Origin of the sequence: Halobacterium sp. R2-5 (genome assembly GCF_011734195.1) — an archaeon.
In the GTDB taxonomy this organism is placed as follows: domain Archaea; phylum Halobacteriota; class Halobacteria; order Halobacteriales; family Halobacteriaceae; genus Halobacterium.
Window position 1 is genome coordinate 1,313,714 of sequence record NZ_JAANTH010000001.1, and the last position, 18,492, is coordinate 1,332,205.

Annotated in this window: 19 protein-coding genes, 1 tRNA gene and 1 pseudogene; 9 read left to right on the forward strand and 12 right to left on the reverse strand. The window is 67.8% G+C overall.

Features of this window, described 5'->3' with window-relative positions:
• Positions 1 to 25: 25 nt before the first annotated feature.
• The 9 genes from G9C83_RS07075 to G9C83_RS07115 form a co-directional block, all read right to left on the reverse strand.
• Positions 26 to 829 (reverse strand): protein-glutamate O-methyltransferase CheR, encoded by an 804-nt coding sequence (locus tag G9C83_RS07075; protein WP_167245392.1) that lies wholly within the window; start codon positions 827 to 829, stop codon positions 26 to 28.
• On the reverse strand, positions 826 to 1,302 hold the full coding sequence (locus G9C83_RS07080) for a chemotaxis protein CheD (protein ID WP_167245393.1): 477 nt from the start codon (positions 1,300 to 1,302) through the stop codon (positions 826 to 828). Before G9C83_RS07080 ends, G9C83_RS07075 begins: the two co-directional genes overlap by 4 nt.
• Positions 1,299 to 2,471 carry a chemotaxis protein CheC gene (locus G9C83_RS07085; protein WP_167245394.1) on the reverse strand — a complete coding sequence of 391 codons (1,173 nt, stop codon included), beginning with the start codon at positions 2,469 to 2,471 and terminating at the stop codon, positions 1,299 to 1,301. Before G9C83_RS07085 ends, G9C83_RS07080 begins: the two co-directional genes overlap by 4 nt.
• A complete protein-coding gene (locus tag G9C83_RS07090) occupies positions 2,471 to 3,058 on the reverse strand; it encodes a chemotaxis protein CheC (protein WP_167245395.1) in 588 nt (195 codons plus the stop codon). Before G9C83_RS07090 ends, G9C83_RS07085 begins: the two co-directional genes overlap by 1 nt.
• Positions 3,059 to 3,060: 2 nt before the next feature.
• Positions 3,061 to 5,142 (reverse strand): chemotaxis protein CheA, encoded by a 2,082-nt coding sequence (cheA, locus tag G9C83_RS07095; RefSeq protein ID WP_167245396.1) that lies wholly within the window; start codon positions 5,140 to 5,142, stop codon positions 3,061 to 3,063.
• Entirely contained in the window at positions 5,143 to 6,186 is a 1,044-nt protein-coding gene (locus G9C83_RS07100; RefSeq protein WP_167245397.1) for a chemotaxis protein CheB, read from the reverse strand.
• Entirely contained in the window at positions 6,183 to 6,545 is a 363-nt protein-coding gene (cheY, locus tag G9C83_RS07105) for a chemotaxis protein CheY (protein WP_167245398.1), read from the reverse strand. Before cheY ends, G9C83_RS07100 begins: the two co-directional genes overlap by 4 nt.
• A gap of 47 nt (positions 6,546 to 6,592) precedes the next feature.
• The gene (locus G9C83_RS07110) at positions 6,593 to 7,135 is read right to left on the reverse strand and encodes a chemotaxis protein CheW (RefSeq protein WP_243837913.1); all 543 of its coding nucleotides are present in this window, start codon (positions 7,133 to 7,135) and stop codon (positions 6,593 to 6,595) included.
• 66 nt (positions 7,136 to 7,201) lie between these two features.
• Complete coding sequence (locus G9C83_RS07115; protein WP_167245399.1) at positions 7,202 to 7,816, reverse strand: hypothetical protein; 615 nt, start codon at positions 7,814 to 7,816, stop codon at positions 7,202 to 7,204.
• Between the two features lie 96 nt (positions 7,817 to 7,912).
• Between G9C83_RS07115 and G9C83_RS07120 the strand changes: the two genes are divergently transcribed.
• On the forward strand, positions 7,913 to 8,815 hold the full coding sequence (locus G9C83_RS07120; RefSeq protein WP_167245400.1) for a hypothetical protein: 903 nt from the start codon (positions 7,913 to 7,915) through the stop codon (positions 8,813 to 8,815).
• On the opposite strand, the gene G9C83_RS07125 is transcribed toward G9C83_RS07120, so the two are convergent.
• Positions 8,802 to 11,102: a DEAD/DEAH box helicase gene (locus tag G9C83_RS07125; RefSeq protein WP_167245401.1), complete on the reverse strand. Its 2,301-nt coding sequence runs from the start codon at positions 11,100 to 11,102 to the stop codon at positions 8,802 to 8,804. The two genes, G9C83_RS07120 and G9C83_RS07125, sit on opposite strands and share 14 nt — an antisense overlap.
• A 105-nt stretch (positions 11,103 to 11,207) precedes the next feature.
• Here G9C83_RS07125 and G9C83_RS07130 point away from each other — a divergent pair, with 105 nt between their 5' ends.
• From G9C83_RS07130 to G9C83_RS07140, 3 genes and pseudogenes are all read left to right on the forward strand, one after another.
• Positions 11,208 to 12,305, forward strand: coding sequence for a pyridoxal phosphate-dependent aminotransferase (locus G9C83_RS07130; RefSeq protein WP_167245402.1), 1,098 nt, complete (start codon positions 11,208 to 11,210; stop codon positions 12,303 to 12,305).
• 66 nt (positions 12,306 to 12,371) lie between these two features.
• Positions 12,372 to 12,662, forward strand: a complete 291-nt coding sequence (locus G9C83_RS07135) for a PRC-barrel domain-containing protein (protein WP_167245403.1) — start codon at positions 12,372 to 12,374, stop codon at positions 12,660 to 12,662.
• 87 nt (positions 12,663 to 12,749) lie between these two features.
• A pseudogene (locus G9C83_RS07140) lies at positions 12,750 to 13,091 on the forward strand (AEC family transporter); the annotation flags it as partial.
• A 12-nt stretch (positions 13,092 to 13,103) separates the two neighbouring features.
• On the opposite strand, the gene G9C83_RS07145 reads toward G9C83_RS07140, so the two are convergent.
• Complete coding sequence (locus G9C83_RS07145; protein ID WP_167245404.1) at positions 13,104 to 14,561, reverse strand: DHH family phosphoesterase; 1,458 nt, start codon at positions 14,559 to 14,561, stop codon at positions 13,104 to 13,106.
• A gap of 211 nt (positions 14,562 to 14,772) precedes the next feature.
• Between G9C83_RS07145 and G9C83_RS07150 the strand changes: the two genes are divergently transcribed.
• Together G9C83_RS07150 and G9C83_RS07155 are read left to right on the forward strand one after the other, a co-directional pair.
• Positions 14,773 to 14,846: transfer RNA gene (locus G9C83_RS07150), tRNA-Lys, on the forward strand.
• A 242-nt stretch (positions 14,847 to 15,088) separates the two neighbouring features.
• The gene (locus G9C83_RS07155; RefSeq protein WP_167245405.1) at positions 15,089 to 15,622 is read left to right on the forward strand and encodes a hypothetical protein; all 534 of its coding nucleotides are present in this window, start codon (positions 15,089 to 15,091) and stop codon (positions 15,620 to 15,622) included.
• A 218-nt stretch (positions 15,623 to 15,840) separates the two neighbouring features.
• Here the strand turns inward: G9C83_RS07155 and G9C83_RS07160 are convergent, their stop codons facing one another.
• Positions 15,841 to 16,860, reverse strand: coding sequence for a site-specific integrase (locus G9C83_RS07160; RefSeq protein WP_167245406.1), 1,020 nt, complete (start codon positions 16,858 to 16,860; stop codon positions 15,841 to 15,843).
• A 356-nt stretch (positions 16,861 to 17,216) separates the two neighbouring features.
• Here G9C83_RS07160 and G9C83_RS07165 point away from each other — a divergent pair, with 356 nt between their 5' ends.
• The 3 genes from G9C83_RS07165 (at position 17,217) to G9C83_RS16145 (ending at position 18,488) form a co-directional block, all read left to right on the forward strand.
• Positions 17,217 to 17,807, forward strand: coding sequence for a response regulator (locus tag G9C83_RS07165; RefSeq protein ID WP_167245407.1), 591 nt, complete (start codon positions 17,217 to 17,219; stop codon positions 17,805 to 17,807).
• An 84-nt stretch (positions 17,808 to 17,891) separates the two neighbouring features.
• Positions 17,892 to 18,311, forward strand: a complete 420-nt coding sequence (locus G9C83_RS07170; protein WP_167245408.1) for a universal stress protein — start codon at positions 17,892 to 17,894, stop codon at positions 18,309 to 18,311.
• A gap of 54 nt (positions 18,312 to 18,365) precedes the next feature.
• On the forward strand, positions 18,366 to 18,488 hold the full coding sequence (locus G9C83_RS16145) for a hypothetical protein (RefSeq protein WP_279587137.1): 123 nt from the start codon (positions 18,366 to 18,368) through the stop codon (positions 18,486 to 18,488).
• The last annotated feature ends 4 nt before the right edge of the window (positions 18,489 to 18,492 follow it).

Here is an 18,492-nt window from a genome sequence, read left to right on the forward strand (position 1 = left end):
ATAAGCGTTTCTTCTCGTCGCACCGTCACGCTTCGTCGAGCCGGCGGTAGATGCGGATGCGGGGGTCGGCGGCCTCGAAGCGCTCCTTGACGCCGCTCGGGAGCGTCTCCGTCTGGCCGAGCACGAGGTGGCCGCCGGGGCGCAGGGACGCGCTGACGGTGTCGAGGATGGGGCGCTTGTACTGCTTGTCGATGTAGATGCAGACGTTCCGACAGCAGACCAGGTCGAAGCCCGACTTGGGGTCGTCGGTGATGAGGTCGTGGCGCTCGAAGGTCACGAGGTCCTTGACGTGGTCGGCGACGACGAACCCGCGGTCGCCGCGCTCCTCGACGTACTCCATGGGGTCGTCGAGGAAGTCCAGCTGGTCGCGGATGTCGGCGGTGCGCGTGCTCTCGTAGTACCCCTGACGGGCGCGGTCGAGGGCGTCCTCGTCGATGTCGGTCGCGAGGATGTCGACGTCCCGCGGCGGGAGGCCGGCGTCGAGCGCGAGCATCGCGAGCGAGTAGGGCTCGCGGCCGTCCGCGCACGCGGCCGACCAGATGGACACCGACGGGCGCTCGCCGTCGGTGTCGACGAGCACGTCTTCGAGCGCGGCCCAGACCTTGTTGTCGCGGAAGAACTGCGTGACGTTGACGCTGAGCGTGTCGAGGAGGGCCGCGCGCTCGTCTTCGTCCTCGCGGAGCACGTCCAGGTATTCGGCGTACGTGTCGGTGTCTCGACGGCGCATCCGCGCGGATACCCGGCGGTCGAGGTAGGCGTCGTCGTAGTAGCTGGTGGCGAACGTCGTCTCGCGCTCGACGAACTCGAGGAGGTCTTCGAACTCTGTCAAATCACGTCCACCCCGTCTACGCGGTCTATCCGTACGTCGCCGCTGGCGGGGGAAAAGGTCACCGAACGCCCGGTGCTGCCGCCGGTCTCGGACGCGAGCAGCGGAATGTCGGCTTCGTCGAGCGCTCGCTCGGCGGCCGCGACGTTCCGGTCGCCGATGGCGTCCCCGACGGAGATGTCGAGCATCGCGGAGCCGCCGACGAGCTTCGCGGCGACGCTGTCGGGGTCGGCGCCGCGGCGGTACATCGCCGCGAGCATGTCGTCGAGCCCGGAGTCGACGTACTTCGCGGGCGTCTCCGCGGGCGACGGCGCGGCGGGCAACATCGCGTGCAGCAGCCCGCCGACCGCGGCGTCTTCGTCGTAGACCGCGACCGCGACGCAGGAGCCGAGGCCGCTCGTGACGAGCGTGTCGTCGGCGTCCGTGACCCGCCAGTCGGCGACGCTGACGCGGGCCTTCCGCGTCTCGCTGCTCACGACCCCTCACCCTCCGTGTCGTACTCCGGCGGGAACTCGGGGTCGGCGTCGCTCGCGGAGAGCTCGGTCGCGATCTCGGCGACTGTGTCGGCGTCCTCCGGACTGGGGAACGCACAAACCCGGCACGTCAAGTCGTCGCTGAGCGCGACGGTGGCGTCCACGACGGCGACGGCGTCGGCGTGCCGGCCGTACGCGGCCGCGACCGTGTCGAGGACCGCGCGACCGTCGTCGTGGACGTGCGACGGCGTGGAGACGTCGATGGTAGCGTCGAGGGCGTTCGCCCAGCCGTCGAGGACGCCGCTGGCGGTGACGTTCCCGAGTTCCGCGACGGCGCTCTCCGCGAGCGCCGGGTCGGGGTCGCTCTCGGGGACGAGCGCGTCCGCGACCGCGCCGGACTCGTCCTCGTCGAACAGCACCGCGAGCACGGTTCGGACGGGGCCGTCGCTCTCGAAGACCGCGCCCTCGTAGGCGGCGTCGTCGAGCAGCGACGGGACGTCCTGGACGGGCACGAAGTCGAAGTGGGACTCCACGGCGTCCGGGTCGATGCCGGTCATCGCGGCGAGGTGGTCGGCGACGGCGTCGGCGCTGTGCGCGGTCAGTTGGGCGTACGCGGCGAGCGCGTCCGGGGACAGCGAGCCGTCGTCCCCGAGGTAGTCGACGAACTCGTCGGGCGCGGGCAGCACGGCGAACCGGCAGGCGCCGTCGACGCCCGCGAGGCCGATGTGGCTCTCGAAGACGAACGCGGCGCCGTCGGCGACTGCGACGTCACCGACGAGCGAGTCGTCGCCGTCGACGTGCTCCGGCGGTCGGATGTCGATGGTCTCGTCGGCCTGTTCCGCCCAGCCGTCGACGAACCCGCTGGTGAGGATGTTCGCGACTTCGGGGAGCGCGTCGCCGCCGAGGCCGGTCTCCTCGGCGACCCTGGCGGCGAACGGCTCGTCGAAGGAGACGAGCGCGCGCCCGGCGAGCGCGCCGTCGAACGGCACCGCGATACGGGTGGCGGCGCCCCCCAGGAACGCCGCGAGACCGTCCGCGTCGACGAGCGTGGTCCGCGAAATGTCGCAGTGCGCGGGGACGCCGGTCAGCGTCTCGAGGGCGTCCGCGGCGCGCCGACCGCCTTCCGCGCCCGTCCGGCTGAACGACGCCAGCGAGTCGAGGTCGACGCGCATCAGATGCTGTTGATCATCGAGACGAACTCCTCGATGTCCGGGAACGAGTAGATCTTCGCCTCGACGTCCGCGTCGGGCGCCGACAGCGTGGCGTCGAACACCATCGCGATCTCGTGCTCGCCGGGGTCGACGCAGTGCGCGACGATGTCGTCGCCCGAGGCCCGGAAGAGGTTCGGCGTGGAGATGTCGATGGTGCGGCCGAGGACGTTCGCCCAGCCGTCGATGAACCCGCTGGTCATGATGTTGCCGACCTCGCGGATCGCGGAGCGTTCCATGTCGCTGTACGCGCCGCCGTCGCTCTCGATGCCGCCCATCATCGTGGAGGCGACGCGGCGCGCGCTCGCGTCGTCGAACAGCACGAGCACGGAGCCGTAGGGCTTCTCGGTCAGCGGGACGTTCACGCCGACCTGCTTCTGGTTGCCGAGGTGGGCGCCGAGGTCCTCGACGTCGAGGACGTTGATCTTCGTGATCTCCATCTCGGTGTCGACGCCGGTGAGCTGGCTGAGGTTGTCCGCGACCGTCGAGGCGCCCTCGCGGGCGAGTTCGTTCACCGTCTGCAGCCGCCGGATGTCTATCATCGTGCTCATGGTTAGAGGGTCGACACGTCCAGGATGGTCACCACGTCGCCCTCCCCGAGGACCGCCGCGCCGGAGAGGCCCGGAATCCCGGAGAGGATGCCCTCGAAGGGCTTGACGACGACTTCCTCCTGGCCGCGGACGTCGTCGCAGTGGACCGCCACCTGTCGCTCGGTGTCGCGGATGCGGACGAGCATCCCGTCGTCCTCGCGGGTCTCGCCGGGGACGTTCAGCGCGTCGCCGAGGCGCACGAGCGGGTAGACCGTCTCGTCGTACGTGATGACTTCCTCGCCGTCGACGGACTTCACCTGCTTCATCCGCGAGATCTCGTCGACGGTCTTGATGGGGATACCGTACTCCTCGCCGCCGCTCTCCACGAACAGCACCTTCACGATGGCGACCGTCACCGGCAGCGTCATCGTGAACGTCGTCCCCTCGCCGGGGACGCTGGAGACGGAGACGGAGCCGTCGAGCCGCGAGACCGTGTCGCGGACGACGTCCATCCCGACGCCGCGCCCGGAGACGTCGGTCACCTCGTCGTTCGTGGAGAACCCCGGGTGGAAGACGAGGTCCTCGACCTCCGCGTCGGTGAGTTCGTCGACTTCCTCGCGGGACTTGACCCCCTTCTCGACGGCCTTCTCGCGGACGCGCTCGCGGTCGATGCCGCCGCCGTCGTCGCGCACCTCGATGATGACCTGGTCGCGGTGGCGCTCCGCGGACAGCGTCACCGTCCCCTCGGGGTCTTTCCCGTTGGCCTCCCGCACTTCGGGCGGCTCGATGCCGTGGTCGACGGCGTTCCGCAGCAGGTGCATCAGCGGGTCGCTGATCTCCGTGAGGATGGTGCGGTCGAGCTCGACGTCGTCGCCCTCCACGACGAACTCGATGTCCTTGTCCTGCTCCCGCGCGAGGTCCCGTACCAGCCGCGGGAACTTCCCGACGATCTTCTTCATCGGGACCAGCCGCATGTCCATCACGGTGTCCTGGAGGCTCCCGGAGATCTTGTCGAGCTCGTCGAGTTCGTCGGCGACCTGCCGGTCGCCGCTCTCCATCCCGCGACGGAGCTTGATGCGGGTGGTCACGAGCTGTTCGACGAGCCCGTGGAGCTCGTCGAGCTGGTCGACGTCCACGCGGACGGACTGAATCTCCGTGTCCGTCGAGGCGACCGCGTCGCTGCCACCCTCGGCTTCATCGGCGCCGTCTCCGGCGTCCTCGTCCGCGTCGTCGCTCGGCTCCGACTCCGCACGCTCGGCGCTCGCTTCGGTCTCGCCGGCTCCCACTTCGGCCAACGCCTCCACGTCGACGTCTTCGGCCGCCAGTTCGTCCGCCGGCCCGTCGGCGCCGCCAGTGCTGTCCGCGAGCTCCGTGACCGTGGCGTCGGTGAGCTTCGGGAAGCCGTGGACGGTCGCGGCGACGTCGTCGACGTCGCTGCCGACGACGAGGTCGAAGCCGTCCTCGTACTCGCCGTCGTTGATGGCGTCCACGCCGGGGTCGGCGCCCAGCAGGTCGAACGACTCCTGGGCGGCCTCCAGCACGAACATGCCGTCGACGCCCTTCATCTGGGAGTCGCCCATGTCGACCTCCACGAGGAAGACCCGGCCGTCGACGCTCTCGACGGTGTCTCGGTCCACGATGGCGAACGGGTCCGCGTCCGGTTCGTCCTCGCCGCCGGGCTGGGCCGCCGCCTCGTCGGCGTCCGCCGTCTCCTCGCCGGACTCGTCACCGGCTTCGTCGAGGACCGCGCGCACGGACTCGACGGTGTCCGAGACGTCCCGTTCGACCTCGCCGCTCGCCTCGATCTCGTCGAGGCACGCCTCGATCTCGTCGACGCCCTCGAAGATGCGGTCCATCCGGTCGCCCGTCACCGCGAGGTCGCCCTGGCGCATCGCGTCCAGGAGGTCCTCGACGGCGTGGGCGAGGTCGCTGGCGTCCTCGAAGCCCATCGCGCCGAAGTTCCCCTTCAGCGTGTGGGCGGTCCGGAAGATGGCGTCCATCGCCTCCTCGTTGCCGGGGTCGGACTCCAGCTCCAGCAGCGCGTTGTTCAGGTTGGTTACGTGTTCTTCGCCCTCGCGTACGAACGCTTCCAGGTAGTCGTCCATTCAGGAACTCCTCCGTATCGAATCAGTGATCGCTTCGGTCAGCCGGTCCGCGGGCAGCACGTCGTCGACGCAGCCGGTCTCGATGGCGCGGTCGGGGATGCCGAACACCGCGCTCGTCGCCTCGTCCTGCGCGAACGTCGCGCCGCCCGCTCCCTTCACGGCGCGGATGCCCTCCGCGCCGTCCGTCCCCATCCCCGTCAACACGACCGCGACGAGCGGGTCGGTGACGCGCTCGGCCGCGGACTCCATCGTCACGTCGATGGCGGGCCGCACGCTGTGGCGGCGCTCGCTCTGGTCGAGGCGCACCCGGAGCCGGCCGTTCGAGTACCCCGACACCTGCATGTGGTAGTCGCCGCGCGCGACGAGGCCCTCGCCGCCGCTGATGCGGTCGCCGTCGTCGGCCTCCTTGATGTCGTACTCGCTGGTCTGGTCGAGGCGCTTGGCGAACCGCGACGTGAACTGGTCGGGCATGTGCTGGACGACGAGCACGCGGAAGTCCGCCTCCCGCGGGAGCGCGCCGAGAATCGACTCCACGACGTTCGGCCCGCCCGTCGACGCTCCGACGAGCAGCGTCGGGTGGTCGACGTACTCCGCGTCCGTCGTCGGCGCGGTGGTCGGCGCGGTCTGCTCGACGTCGTTGCCCGCTTCCGGGTCCGCGGCGGCGACCCGTTCGACGGTGGCCACCAGCTCCTCGCTGTGGCCGGAGAGCTCCGTCGAGATGGTGCCACCGGGCTTCGCGAACGCGTCGACCGCGCCCTTCTCCATCGCTTCCAGCGTCGCGTCGGCGCCCTCGGTGGTCAACGCGGACAGCATCAGAATCGGCGTCGGGTGGCGGTCCGTGATGGCCTCGACGGCCTCGATGCCGTTCATCTCCGGCATCTCGACGTCCATCGTCACCACGTCCGGGTCGATGGATTCGACCTTCTTGACGGCCTGCTTGCCGTTGGCCGCGGTGTCCACGACGTCGACGCCGCCGTCCTCGAGGATGTCGCTGATGATGGTCCGCATGAAGTGCGAGTCGTCGACCACCAGCGCCGTCGTCATGCCGCCAACACGTCGGAGATGGCGTCCATCACGCTGGGCTTCTGGAACGGCTTCGTGATGTAGCCGTCCGCGCCAGCCTTCACGGCCTTCTTCATCTTCTCCTCCTGTCCGATGCTCGTACACATGATGATGTGAGCGCTCGGGTCGTGGTCCTTGATCTCCGAGGTCGCCTCGATGCCGTCACGGATCGGCATCACGATGTCCATCATCACGAGGTCGGGGTCGTACTCCTTGTACATCTCCACGGCTTCGACCCCGTTCTCTGCCTCGTCCGCGATCTCGAACTCCTCTTCGAGAATTTCGCGGAGCAAATTCCGCATAAACTCCGAGTCGTCCACCAGTAGGACCTGCTTCGCCATGCCTCCCTCGTTTGGGGAAGGGGCTAATAAACCCTCCTCACCGATTATCAGTGCTGATTGTCGCCGTTCTCGTCGTCTGCGACGGCGTCGATGAGCCGGTCGATGTCCAGCCACAGCACGAGGTCGACGTCGGCGTCCTCGATGTCCTCGTCCTCCTCGAGCTCCTCGTTGAGCTTCCGGATGACGCCCTTCACGAGGTCGCGCTCGACGGCCGCGGTGCCGATGCGGTCGAGGTCGTCGCCGGTGTCGACCTGCAGGTCGGCGTACTCGGAGACCTCCGTGACCTCCGCGACCCGCAGGCCGATCTTCTGCTTGTCGTCGGCGCGGTCGAGCACGAGGATGTTGTCCGAGGCGAGGTCGCCCTCGATGGCGAGGAACTCCCGCGGGTCGACGATCGCGGTGGTCTCCCCGCGGAGGTCCATCACGCCCTCGACGGCTTCGGGCGCCCGCGGCACCCGGGTCACTTGCTTCGACTCGACGATGCTGTCGACGGCGTCGATGTCGATGGCGCACACCTCGTTGCCGAGTTGGAACTCGACGACGTGGGCGGCCGTCTCGACTGCTCGGTCGCCGCCCTCCAGATTCATCATGCCCGTGAGACGGACGACCACCGATAAAACCCTTTCGCGGCGGTTATCAACGCGGAAAACTCGGCGCTATCGGCGCTTCGGGAAGACCAGACCGTCCTCCTCGGAGACCGTCTCCACGAGGTCCCGAATCGAGTCGTCGGGCCCGAGGTCGTGGGCTTCGAGGTACGCGACGAGACGCGCGGTCGGGTAGCGCGCCTGCACGCTGGACTCCGAGAGGAGGATGCCGAGCGCCTCGTCGACGGGCGTGCCGGCGGCGACCTGCTGGGCGTACCAGACGAGCAGGCCGTCGAACGCCGCGCCGATGTCGTCGGTCGCGAGCTGCTGGTGGTTGATGGAGTCCTCGGATTTGGCCGCGATGCGGTAGGCGTACTCGGCGTCGTGCTCGGCGAGCTCGTCGCCGAGCCACCGCTTCACGTCCCGGCCGGTGACCTCGCCCGCGCTGTCGTCGCTCCCGCCCGCCTCCTCGGCATCGTCCTCGTCGTCGGGCGACTCGTCGGCGTCCGCCCGTCCGTCGTCCTCGGACGGCTCCACCTCGCCGTCCTCGGGCGGGTTCGGCGGACCGTCGGGACCGATGACGTACCGGTCGTCCCCGATGGAGGCCACCTCCTCGCGGGCCTCGATGTCGAGCTCCTCGGGGGAGAGGACGGGTTCGTCGGCGTCCGGGTCGCCGGATGGGGCCATGCACGGGCGTTGGCCGCCGCCGGTCTAAAGTCTATCGCGGGTACCGGGCCCGGGCGGTCACCCACCTTTTTCGCGCGACGCGTCGAAGCTCCGGGCATGTCGTGGTACGCCGTCGAGTCGCTGGACGACGCGCTGGCGGAGACGCAGGCGCTGTTGCTCCCGTTCGACGCCGACACGTGGCTCCGGCTGGCGGTCGTCGCGATGCTGGCGGGCCTGTCGCCGCCGCAGACGCCCGCGGTCTCCTGGGAAGTCCCGCCGCAGGCGGTCACCGAGTACGCCGACGTGGTGACCGACCCCGCGTTCGTCGCGGCCGCGCTCGCGGTCGCCACGGCGGCCGTCGGCGTCGGCATCCTGTTCGCGGCCGTCGGCGCCGTCATGGAGTTCGTGCTCGTGGACGCGCTGCGGTCGCGACACGTCCGCGTGCTCGGGCCGTTCCGCGACCGGCTCGGCCCCGGCCTCCGGGTGTTCGTGCTCCGCGCCGCGGTCACGCTGGCCGTGCTGCTCGCGGGCGCGGGCGTCGCCGCTCCGGTGTTCCTCGCGCTGACGACGGGGACGGCGCTGCCGCTGCTCGCGGGCGTCGTGACCGTCCCGCTGCTGTTCGCCGTCGCCGCGTCCGGCGCGCTCGTCGCGGAGTTCACGACGGCGTTCGTCGTGCCGCTGATGGCCGAGTACGGCGTGGGCGTGTTCGAGGGCTGGCGGCGCTTCTGGCCGACGCTGCGCGCGGAGTGGCGGCAGTTCGCGGCGTACGTCCTCGTGAAACTCGTGTTGCTGTTCGGCGCCGGCATCGTGTTCAGCCTCGCTGGCGCGATCATCGTCGCGCCCGCCGGCCTCGTGCTGTTCGCGGGGACGGTCACGCCCGTTGCTGCCGTCGCGGTCGCGGTCGCGGCGCTGGTCGGCATCGTCGTCCTCGCCGCGGCGAGCGTCCCCGTGGTCAGCTACCTCCGGTACCACTCGCTGTGCACGCTCGACGCCTCCCCCGCACCGTTCACGCTCCGGTGAGCGCGGCCAGCAGGTCGATCGCGAGCTCCTTGTCGAGCGGGTCGTTGGCGTTCCCGCACTGCGGGGACTGCACGCACGCCGGGCAGCCGTCCGCGCAGTCACAGGATTCCAGCATCGCGAGCGTTCGCTCCGCGAGCCCCGCGACCGCGTCGAAGCCGGCGCGCGCGAGCCCCACGCCGCCCGGATAGCCGTCGTAGATGAAGATGGTCGGGCGCCCCGTGTGCGGGTGGACGGGCGTCGAGAGCCCGCCGATATCCCCGCGGTCGCAGAGCAGTTCGGTCGGGAACATCGAAATCATCGCGTGCTCGGCGGCGTGAATCGCGCCCGGGAGGTCGCCCCCGGCGCGCAGGTCGGCCTCGACGTCCGGCGGCACCGTGTAGTAGAGTGCGCGCGTCTCCAGGGTCTGCTCGGGGAGGTCCAGACTAACGGTGGCCTCCGTCTCGCCGCGCTTGGCGTTCCGGCGCTCGTAGCCCGTGACTTGCTCGGTGAGCGTGACGTCCGCGAACCGCACCGACACGTCCTCGCGGGCGAACGGCGCGCGCTCCTCGCGGTCCGCCCGTACGTCCATGTCCTTGTCCGTGAGCACGCGCGTGTAGTGGTCGGCGTACGTCGGCTGGAGGTCTGCGACCTCGTTGTGGAGGTCGAGGTCCACGACCTCGTAGCGCTGGCCCTGGTGGTGGTAGATGGCGCCCGGGTGGGCGTCCCGGAGTGCGTCCGAGAACTCCATCGACGCGATGGTGTCGCCGGAGGGGTCGAGCAGCCGGACTTCGCGGTCGTCGATAGAGCGCAGGCTCATCTCGTGCTGGGGGCTGCCGTCGCCAGCGTACGTCCACCGCGTCCCCTCCCGGGTGTCGCGGCGTTCGAGCACGCCCCGCTCTTCCAGTGTCTCCACGCGCTCGTCGAACCGCGGGAAGTACGCTTCGTCGTCGGGCGACAGCCAGTTCTCCCGCGCGGCAGACGCGAGGTGCGGGTCGAGCAGGTGCTCGTTCGCGGGGTCGACGATGGCGTTCTCGGGGTCCCCCTCGAACAGCTCCTCGGGGTGGTGCATGACGTACTGGTCGAGCTGGTCCTCGCCAGCGATTAGCACGACAGCCGCGGGGTCGGTGCCGCGGCCGGCGCGCCCCGCGCGCTGGAACGTGTTCATGCGCGTCCCCGGGTAGCCGTCCAGCAGCACGGCGTCGAGGCCGCCGACGTCCACGCCGAGTTCGAGCGCGCTCGTGCTCCAGACGCCGCGCAGGCCGCCGTCGTGGAGGCCGGCTTCGAGGCTCCGCCGGCGGTCGTCCGTGAGCGCCGCCTGGTACGCGGCAATCTCGTTCGCGAGGGCGTGCTCGCCGCGCTCGCGGAGGTCGTCAGCAGTGCCCGTGGCGTTGCGCTCGGCGCCCTGTCGGGAGCGCGTGAACGCCAGCGTCTGGTGGCCGCGCGTCACGAGGTCCGCCATCAGCCGCCGCGTCTCGACGTGCGAAGACCGGCGCCGGCCCTCGCCGCCGGCCTCCTCGGGGGGATTCCACAGCAGCCAGTGCCGCGGGCCGCGCTCGCTCGCGTCGTCGTCCACGAGCGCGAACCCGGTCTCGGGTTTGCCGGTCACGCGCGCGGCGTGCTCGACGGGGTTGCCGATGGTCGCCGAGCAGCAGACGAACTCGGGGTCCGCGTCGAATCGCTCGCACACACGACGCAAGCGGCGCAGCACGTGCGCGACGTGCCCGCCGAAGACGCCGCGGTACTCGTGGACCTCGTCTATCACGACCGTCTCCAACCCCGAGAAGAACCACTCCCAGAGCCGGTGGCCGTGGGGCAGCAGCGCGTAGTGCAGCATCTCGGGGTTCGTCAGCAGGACGGTCGGCCGGCGGTCCCGCACCGCCTGCTTCTCCGAGCGGGAGAGCCGGCCGGTGTACGTGTCCACCTGCACGCGACTGCCGAACCCGAGGTCGCTCGCGAGGTTCGAGAGCGTCTCCTCCTGGTCGGCGACGAGCGCGTTCTGCGGCGCGACGTACAGCGTGCGGCCGCCGTGGTCCATCGCGCGCTCGAACGCCGGCACCGTGTACGCCAAACTCTTCCCGCTGGCCGTCTCCGTCGCGATTACGACGTCGTCGCCGTCCCGGACTGCTTCGACGGCGTCGGCCTGGTGGTCGTAGAGCGCGTCGATGCCGCGGCCCGCGAGCGCCGACGACAGGCGGGATTCGAGGTCGACGTCCCGGGTGCGCGCCTCCCGCCCGGGGAGCGTGCGCTCGTCGACGATTTGGCCGTCGTAGTGCGGGCGGTCGCGCAGCCAGTCGGCGAGGTCGTCCACGCGTGCGGGTCGGAGCCGCGGCGCCTAACGGTTTCCGGTGGCCGCCGCGCCTGCCGGCGAGCGCGAGCGGTAACTACTTTCCCGCGCGAGGCCGGAGTCTCGGGCATGTTCCCGCGGCTCGACTACCTCGAGTGGATCTCCGGCCGGCCCGAGGTCGCGCTGTACGACCTCGCGTCCAGCGACCTGCGCGGCGACCGCGGCCACGAGCCCGAGGCCGTGCCCGGGCCGCTGGAGGGCCTCGACGACCCGCCGAAGGGCGCGACGGTGGAGACGCAGATCGCGGGCGCGTACGGCGTCCACCCCGACCAGGTGCTGGTGACCGCCGGCGCGACGCTCGCCAACGTCGTCGCCACCGCGACCGCGCTCGGCCTCGACCCCGACGAAGACAGCGACGAGAAACAGCGCGTGCTGGTCGAGAAACCGGCCTACGAGCCGCTCGTTGAGACCCCGGCGGCGCTCGGCGCGGAGGTCGACCGGTTCCTGCGCGGCGACGTCTACCGGCTGGACGTCGAGCGCGTGGAGAACGCGCTCACGGAGCAGACCGAGCTTGTCACCGTGACGAACCGTCACAACCCCAGCGGCTCGCTGACCGAACGCGAGACGCTCGCGGACCTCGCGAACGTCGCCAGCGACGCCGGCGCGCGCCTGCTCGTCGACGAAGTGTACGCGCCGTACGTCACCGAGGAGCGCGACGGCCCGTTCGGCGGGCCGACCGCTGCCGGACTCGATAATACCGTCGTCACGAACTCGCTGACGAAGTTCCACGGGCTCGGCGACCTCCGCATCGGGTGGCTGGTCGCGGACCGCGAGTTCGTCGAGCGCGCGCGCTCGGTCTCCCACCACTTCCACGGGGCCGCGGGCACGTCCCGCGCGCTCGCCCGCCGCGCGCTCCACAACGAGGCGCACCTCGCGGAGCGCTCGCGCACGCTGCTCGCGGAGAACACCGAGCTCCTGGAGTCGTTCCTCGCCGAGCGCGACGACGTCGACGGGTTCGTCGCCGACGGCTCGACGTTTGCGTTCCTCGACCCCGCGAACGCCGGCGGCGACGAACTCGTGGAGGCTGCGTGGGACGAGGGCGTGCTCGTCGTGCCCGGTCGGTTCTTCGACGACGAGGAGCGCGTCCGCGTGAGCCTCGGACGGAATCCCAGCGAGGTCGCGTCCGCGCTCGACGCGCTCCGCGGGGTACTCGACGGCTTCCAGTAGGCGCGTCTGACATCCGCGGGACGCGAGCCTCGAAGACTTAAGGTGGCCCGCCACAATCACCGGGACATGGAACCCGGACCAGACGAAATCACCTCGCTCGTCGGCCGCGAGGTTTACTCGAACAACGGCGTCTTCGTCGGGGAAGTCGAAGACGTCCGCCTGAACCTCGACGCGGAAGTGGTCAACGGCCTCGCGCTCAGCGAACTCAACTCCCAGCTGTTCTCCAGCACCGAGACCGGGAAGAAGGGCGTCATCATCCCGTACCGTTGGGTGCGCGCGGTCGGCGACGTCGTCCTCATCAACGACGTCGTCGAGCGCTACGAGAACCCCGACGAGGACGCGGAAGTCGCGGTCTGAGGCAGCGCGCTCGAACTAGTCCCCGAATTCCTTCTCACGCCGTCCCGAGCCGAACAGCGTAAGGCAGCGTGTCGGCTCCGCGGAGACATGGAAGTCGTCGGCCGACTGCTCGCGCTGCTCGCGCTGCTGTGCGTCGGCGCGTCGCTGGAACTCGACTCGCCGACCGCGGACGTCCGTGCGACCAGCGCGGTCGTCGCACTCAAGGCCGGACTGATGCCCGTGCTCGCGTGGGCGACGTTCGCCGTGCTCGCGGTGGACACGGCGACGTTCACGGCCGCCGTCGTGATGCTCGGGACGCCGACCGCGGTGTCGACGTACGTGTTCGCGACCGAACTCGGCGGTGACGGGGCGTTCGCGTCCCGCAACGTCTTCCTCACGACGCTCGCGTCGGTCGCGACGCTGTTCGTGCTCATCAGAGCCGTCGGCTGACCGCGGGAGAACTCAGCTGCCGTTCGAGCCGCCGGAACTCTCGGACTCGACGCCCATCGCGTCGAAGAGCTTCTGCGTGACCGCTTCCTCCGTGAGCGACAGCAGCGTCTCGCGGTTCTCCTCGGTGGCCTCGATGCCCGTGAAGATGCCGAGCGGAATCTCCGCCGAGGCCTGCGTGGAGTGGCCGGCGGACTCGCCGATGTTCTCGAAGGCGTCGGCGAGCACGCGCCCGATGTTCAGCCGGATGTCCTTCGAGCGCGCTGCGAGGTAGATGGTGTCCTCGACGATACCGAACACCGCCGTCGTCGTGATGCCCTCGAGATTCAGTAGCTGGGAGGCCGCTTGCGATAACGCGTCCCGGTCGCTGATGAACCCCGCGTTCGAGACGAGGTGGCTGCCCTGGACCTCGCGGTTCGCGATGGCCTCCGCGAGCACGTCCAGGGTCTCCGGGCTCATGTTCGGCGACTCCACCTGTTCGAGGGTGTCGTGGTCCGCGAACGGGTAGAGGTACGCCGCCGCCGTCAGGTCCGCTGGCGTCGTGTCCCGGCGGAAGTCCAGCGTCTCCGCGCGAATCCCGTACAGCAGGGCTGTCGCGACCTCCTGGCTGACGGACAGGTCGAACTCCTGGATGTACTTCGTGAGGATGGTCGACGTCGCGGAGACGTTCGGCCGCACGTCCGCGAACTCCGCGTCGAACTGCTCGTCGACCTCGTAGTGGTCGAGGAAGATGTCGACCTCGCGGTCGAGCGTGACGTCGCCCGCCTTCGCCGGGTCGACGAGCGCGACCGTGTCGTAGTCGTCGATGTCCACGTCCCCGAACGGCGTCAGCTCGATGTCGAGGAGATTGACGAACGCGCGGTTCTCTTGGTGGCCGATGTCCCCGAAGTAGAGGATGTCCGCTGCCACGCCGAGGTGGTCGGCGATGGCGTCCAGCGCGGCCGCCGCCGCGATGGAGTCCGGGTCGGGGTTGTCGTGCGTGACGATCGCCAGCCGGTCCTCCGTGCCCTGGATGACGTCCGCGAGCTGTCGGGCCTTGTACTCCAGCTCGCCGGACTCGAGCGCTCGCAGCGCCGCGTCCGCGATGACCGACGAGGGGTTGATGACGACGTCCGCGCCGAGCTCCGTGAGCTCGTCGCTGGTCACGGGGTCGCTCGCGCGCACGACGACGAACTGCTCGCTGTTCCGCCCGCGGATGTTCGCCACCGCCGCCTCGTTGGCCTCGACGTCAGACGCCATGATGAGGACGACGTCCCGGTCCGCGACCAGACCCGCGACCTCCTCGTCGCGGATGTCCGCGACCTGCGCGTTCAGGTCCTGGTCCCGCAGCGCCTCCACGCGGGACTCGTCGCGGTCCACGATGAGGACGTCCTTCCCCCGTTCGACCAGCTCCTCGGCGACGGCGTGCCCGACGCTCCCGCACCCGAGAATGGCGTACGTAGACATCGAGGAGATGGTTGCCCGGCTGCTCATGATGTACCCGGATACCGGAGCCCGTCACTTAACCCTCCCGACCTGTCGTCGACGACGGGAATACCCGGCGTTCGGCGTGCTGCGGTCCGACTTTCGACTGGCCCGCTGTGCGTGGCGTCGACTGCCGCGGGAGTGAACCGTGCGACGGTGCTCCGGTCCCGTCCCGAATCAGAACGTATTTGAGTTCCACCGCCAAACGGTGGAATGCGTTGGGCCGGTAGCTCAGTTTGGCAGAGCGACGGACTCTTAATCCGTCGGTCGCGTGTTCAAATCGCGCCCGGCCCGCTGAAATTCTTATCGAGTAATATTGGCGAGAAGAGGCCCTAATACCCAAGTATTCTCTTGGGGATTGGAGGGTGATTTGAACACCTATGGAAGCGGAACGGGCCGCCTTATCGAGGTCTACCGTGGCCGAGCCATTTTTACTGCCAGAATGGGGCCAGCCGTATGATGGAACACAGCCACACCGATTTTCACGGTAAGTGCAAGGAATAGATTGAAAGAATTAGCCCATTTATTCAGGGGATGTGATTCCCTCTTTCACAACTGTCGAATGGGCAATTATCGGCGGGGGTGTTGTTTCTTCAGCCACGTTAGTATTCGTCTTCTTAGATTTTTACTGGAGTCATATTGTAACGGAACGGTCAAACATTTCAATTCGTAAATCACTCTCCAGAGAATCCAATCATAATTCGACAGGAAGCAAAAGTAGAATTTATAGTCCGTGCACACTTGCTAATGAAGGGAAACGCTCCGGGGTTGTTCGAGCGAAGAATGCCCGTCTACGGTTTGAACCGTCCGGTACAGAATTCACTTGGGAGGAGATGGAAGAATTGGAGTCAAACCAGACTCCATATATGAAAATTCAGGGATTAGACAATAACTCTGTACCCGCTGATTCCACGGTGGAAGCGAGTGTTAGGTTTGGCACTCGCTCCATCGAGCGTTTGAATTCTTTGATGGAGAGTCAAGAGTCGATTATGATTAGTGGTGTGATAGATGTAGAAGATAATCAGGGCCACTACCAAATTGATTATGCTGATAAGATAGAACTGGGTTGATTCGCAAATACACTGAGTAGGTGATTCACGCACTTGGTGGAGAAGATATGTCTATTGATGATAGTTCTATGACGACTCCCTCCTCCTATACGTAGCAGTCGTAATCCGCTGCCGGCCTTATCGGTGTCCCAGATTAGAAAAATTCGACTTGGGTGGTTCCCCTCTACCGTTGTCGTCTCTTCAGGAGGCTCCTCACGGAATCCCACAGACAGGGGGTGCTACAGGTCTTTCATAAATTCCTCCCGACGAGCAAGCGCGTCAGCATCTTCTGGCTCGTCGTAGTGTGACTTGATAATTTCTGGAGAGGCATTCACGCGGTCGCTGAGATGCTCGACCGGCCAACCGTTGTTTCGATGGTAGGTGATTGATGCACTTCGAATCGCGTGAGGGAAGTAGTTGAACGGACAGCCGGCGGCGGGCGAGCTTCCCGCGTACTCACACTCATCGGGGTCACGGTCGTCAGGACAGGGTTCCCCATATTCGCAGGGGCGAGTCATCTGATACACCCAGTTGCGAATCGCGGTTCGAGAGACCCGACCGTAGTTAGTCGAAATCAGGGGCTGTCGGTCGTTGTCGTCCGTCGCGTCAATTCGGTTGTCGGCGAGGTAGTCGTCTAACAGGCGACCCATTCCCTCAGATAGGTTCACTGCTCGCTCGCCGCTGTGTTTGTTTTTCAGGGGCGTTCCGGAGGATTCCCGGTGCTTGACCTTGATATAGCTCTTCTGAGGGTAGTAGTCCTCCACGTCGAGTCCGTGAATCTCGCCGAGTCGCATCGCTGTGTGCCACATCAATTCGAGCGCTGTGTGGCGGTTGCTCGCGTACTCGTACTTCCGAAGGTAGTGGAGAGCCGCCAATATCTCGTCAGTATCGACATCCTTCCGACGAGCCTTCTCCTTCTTGCTGATGGACGGCACCAAGACCTTCTCGTGGAGGCCTTCCGGCACCGCGTCAATCTTCTCGCAAAACCGGATGAACACACGGAGCGTGGACATCTGGGTCCGTTGGCTCACTCGATTCAAGTCGCCCTCCTTGGTCCGCCACGTCTTGTATCGGTGGACCTTCCTGCCGTCGAGGTCGTTCAGATTGTCCAATCCAACTTCGTCACACCAGCGGACGAAGTGTTGAAGCCTGATTCGGTGAGCGTTGAGCGTGTTCTCACTGTACTCTGCGTCCTTCTCATCGAGGTACCAATCGAACGCGTCTTCTGGCTCGATTGGTTCGAGGGAGCGGTCGTTCATAGTTGGCATAACCCGAAGAAGGAGGGGACTACTTCACGCGAGCGAAGCGAGCGCGGTCGCGTGTCTCAAATCGCGCCCGGCCCGCTTCTCTCTGACAACGGCACTCTATCAGTCTCACGTCCGTTTCTGTCCGAACTAACTTCCGAACGTCTGTCGAACACTCGAACGATTCCGCGGAGTGGCACCCGGTCGCGACGCGGTTCGGCGACGGCGAGTTCCACCTGTTCGCGTTCTGCTGTGACGACTGTCACAGCGCGTGGCTCGCCGAGTGACCGGGTTCGACCTACCCGCGAGGCGGAAGTTGTCGAAACTGGTTAACGTGGTGACGGCGTTGGACCGGGTAGCAGACGCCGCACATGGACACTCAGGACTCCCCCGTCGTGCTCGTCGTGGACGACGAACGCGACCTCGCCGACCTCTTCACAGCGTGGCTGTCCAGCGACTACGACGTCGAGACCGTCTACAGCGGACAGGACGCGCTCGGCGCGCTCGACGACGCCGTCGACGTCGTGTTGCTCGACCGCCGCATGCCCGACCTCTCGGGGGACGCGGTGCTCGCGGAGGTCCGCGAGCGCGGCCTCGACTGCCGGGTGGCGATGGTGACCGCCGTCGATCCGGACTTCGACATCGTCGAGATGGGGTTCGACGACTACGTCACCAAGCCGGTCTCCAGCGAGGAGCTCCACGAGCTCGTCGAGCGATTACTCGCGCGCAAGCAGCACGACTCGGCCGTCCAGCGGTACTTCCAGCTGGTGTCGAAGCGCGCCGCCCTGGACGCCCAGCACGGCGCGGACGCCGGCGACGACCCGAAGTACGAGGCGCTGGAGGCCGAGATCGAGTCCCTGGAGGCGGAGGTCGACTCGCTCACCGAGGAGTTCAGTGAGGACGACTTCGCGGCACAGCTCCACCGCATCGGCCAGGACGCTGCCGCCGAAGACGACGGCTGAGGGCGCGACCACCCGAGTCGGTGCAGACGCCAGGTCTCGGGAACTGCGGGTGGTTTTAAGCCCCCGACGGGCGTCGTGCCGAACATGTACCGCGTGCTGGTGCCGGTCGACGACAACGTAGAACGCGCGCTCTCGCAGGCCCGCTACGTCGCGAGCCTGCCGGAGGCGGCGGAGAACGTCGAAGCGATCGTACTGTTCGTGTTCACTGGCGACAACGGCGACCTCCCGGAGGACGTCCAGCAGTTCAAGTCCGCGAGCCGCATCCAGTCCGTGCGGCGCGCCCAGGAGTTCCTCGAGGACGCCGGCGTCACCGTCCAGGTCCGGGACGACTCCGGGGACACCACCGACGACATCCTCGCAGACGCCGAGGAGTACGACGTCGACGCCATCGTGCTCGGCGGCCGGAAGCGCTCGCCCGCCGGGAAGGCCATCTTCGGCAGCGTCACCCAGTCGGTCATCCTGAACAGCGACCGCCCCGTGGTCGTCACGGGCGAGGACGCCTGAAGCGGACACTCGCGACCGTAACGAATTTTTCCCGAGGCGCCGAATCGGCCACACATGGCGCTGGAAACGTACGAGTGCCAGAGCTGTGGCGACGAGTTCAAAGCGTTCGAGGACTCGGTGGCCGCGGACGACGGCTACTGCAGTCCGCGCTGCGAGACCGAAGGGAAAGGACTCTGAGCGG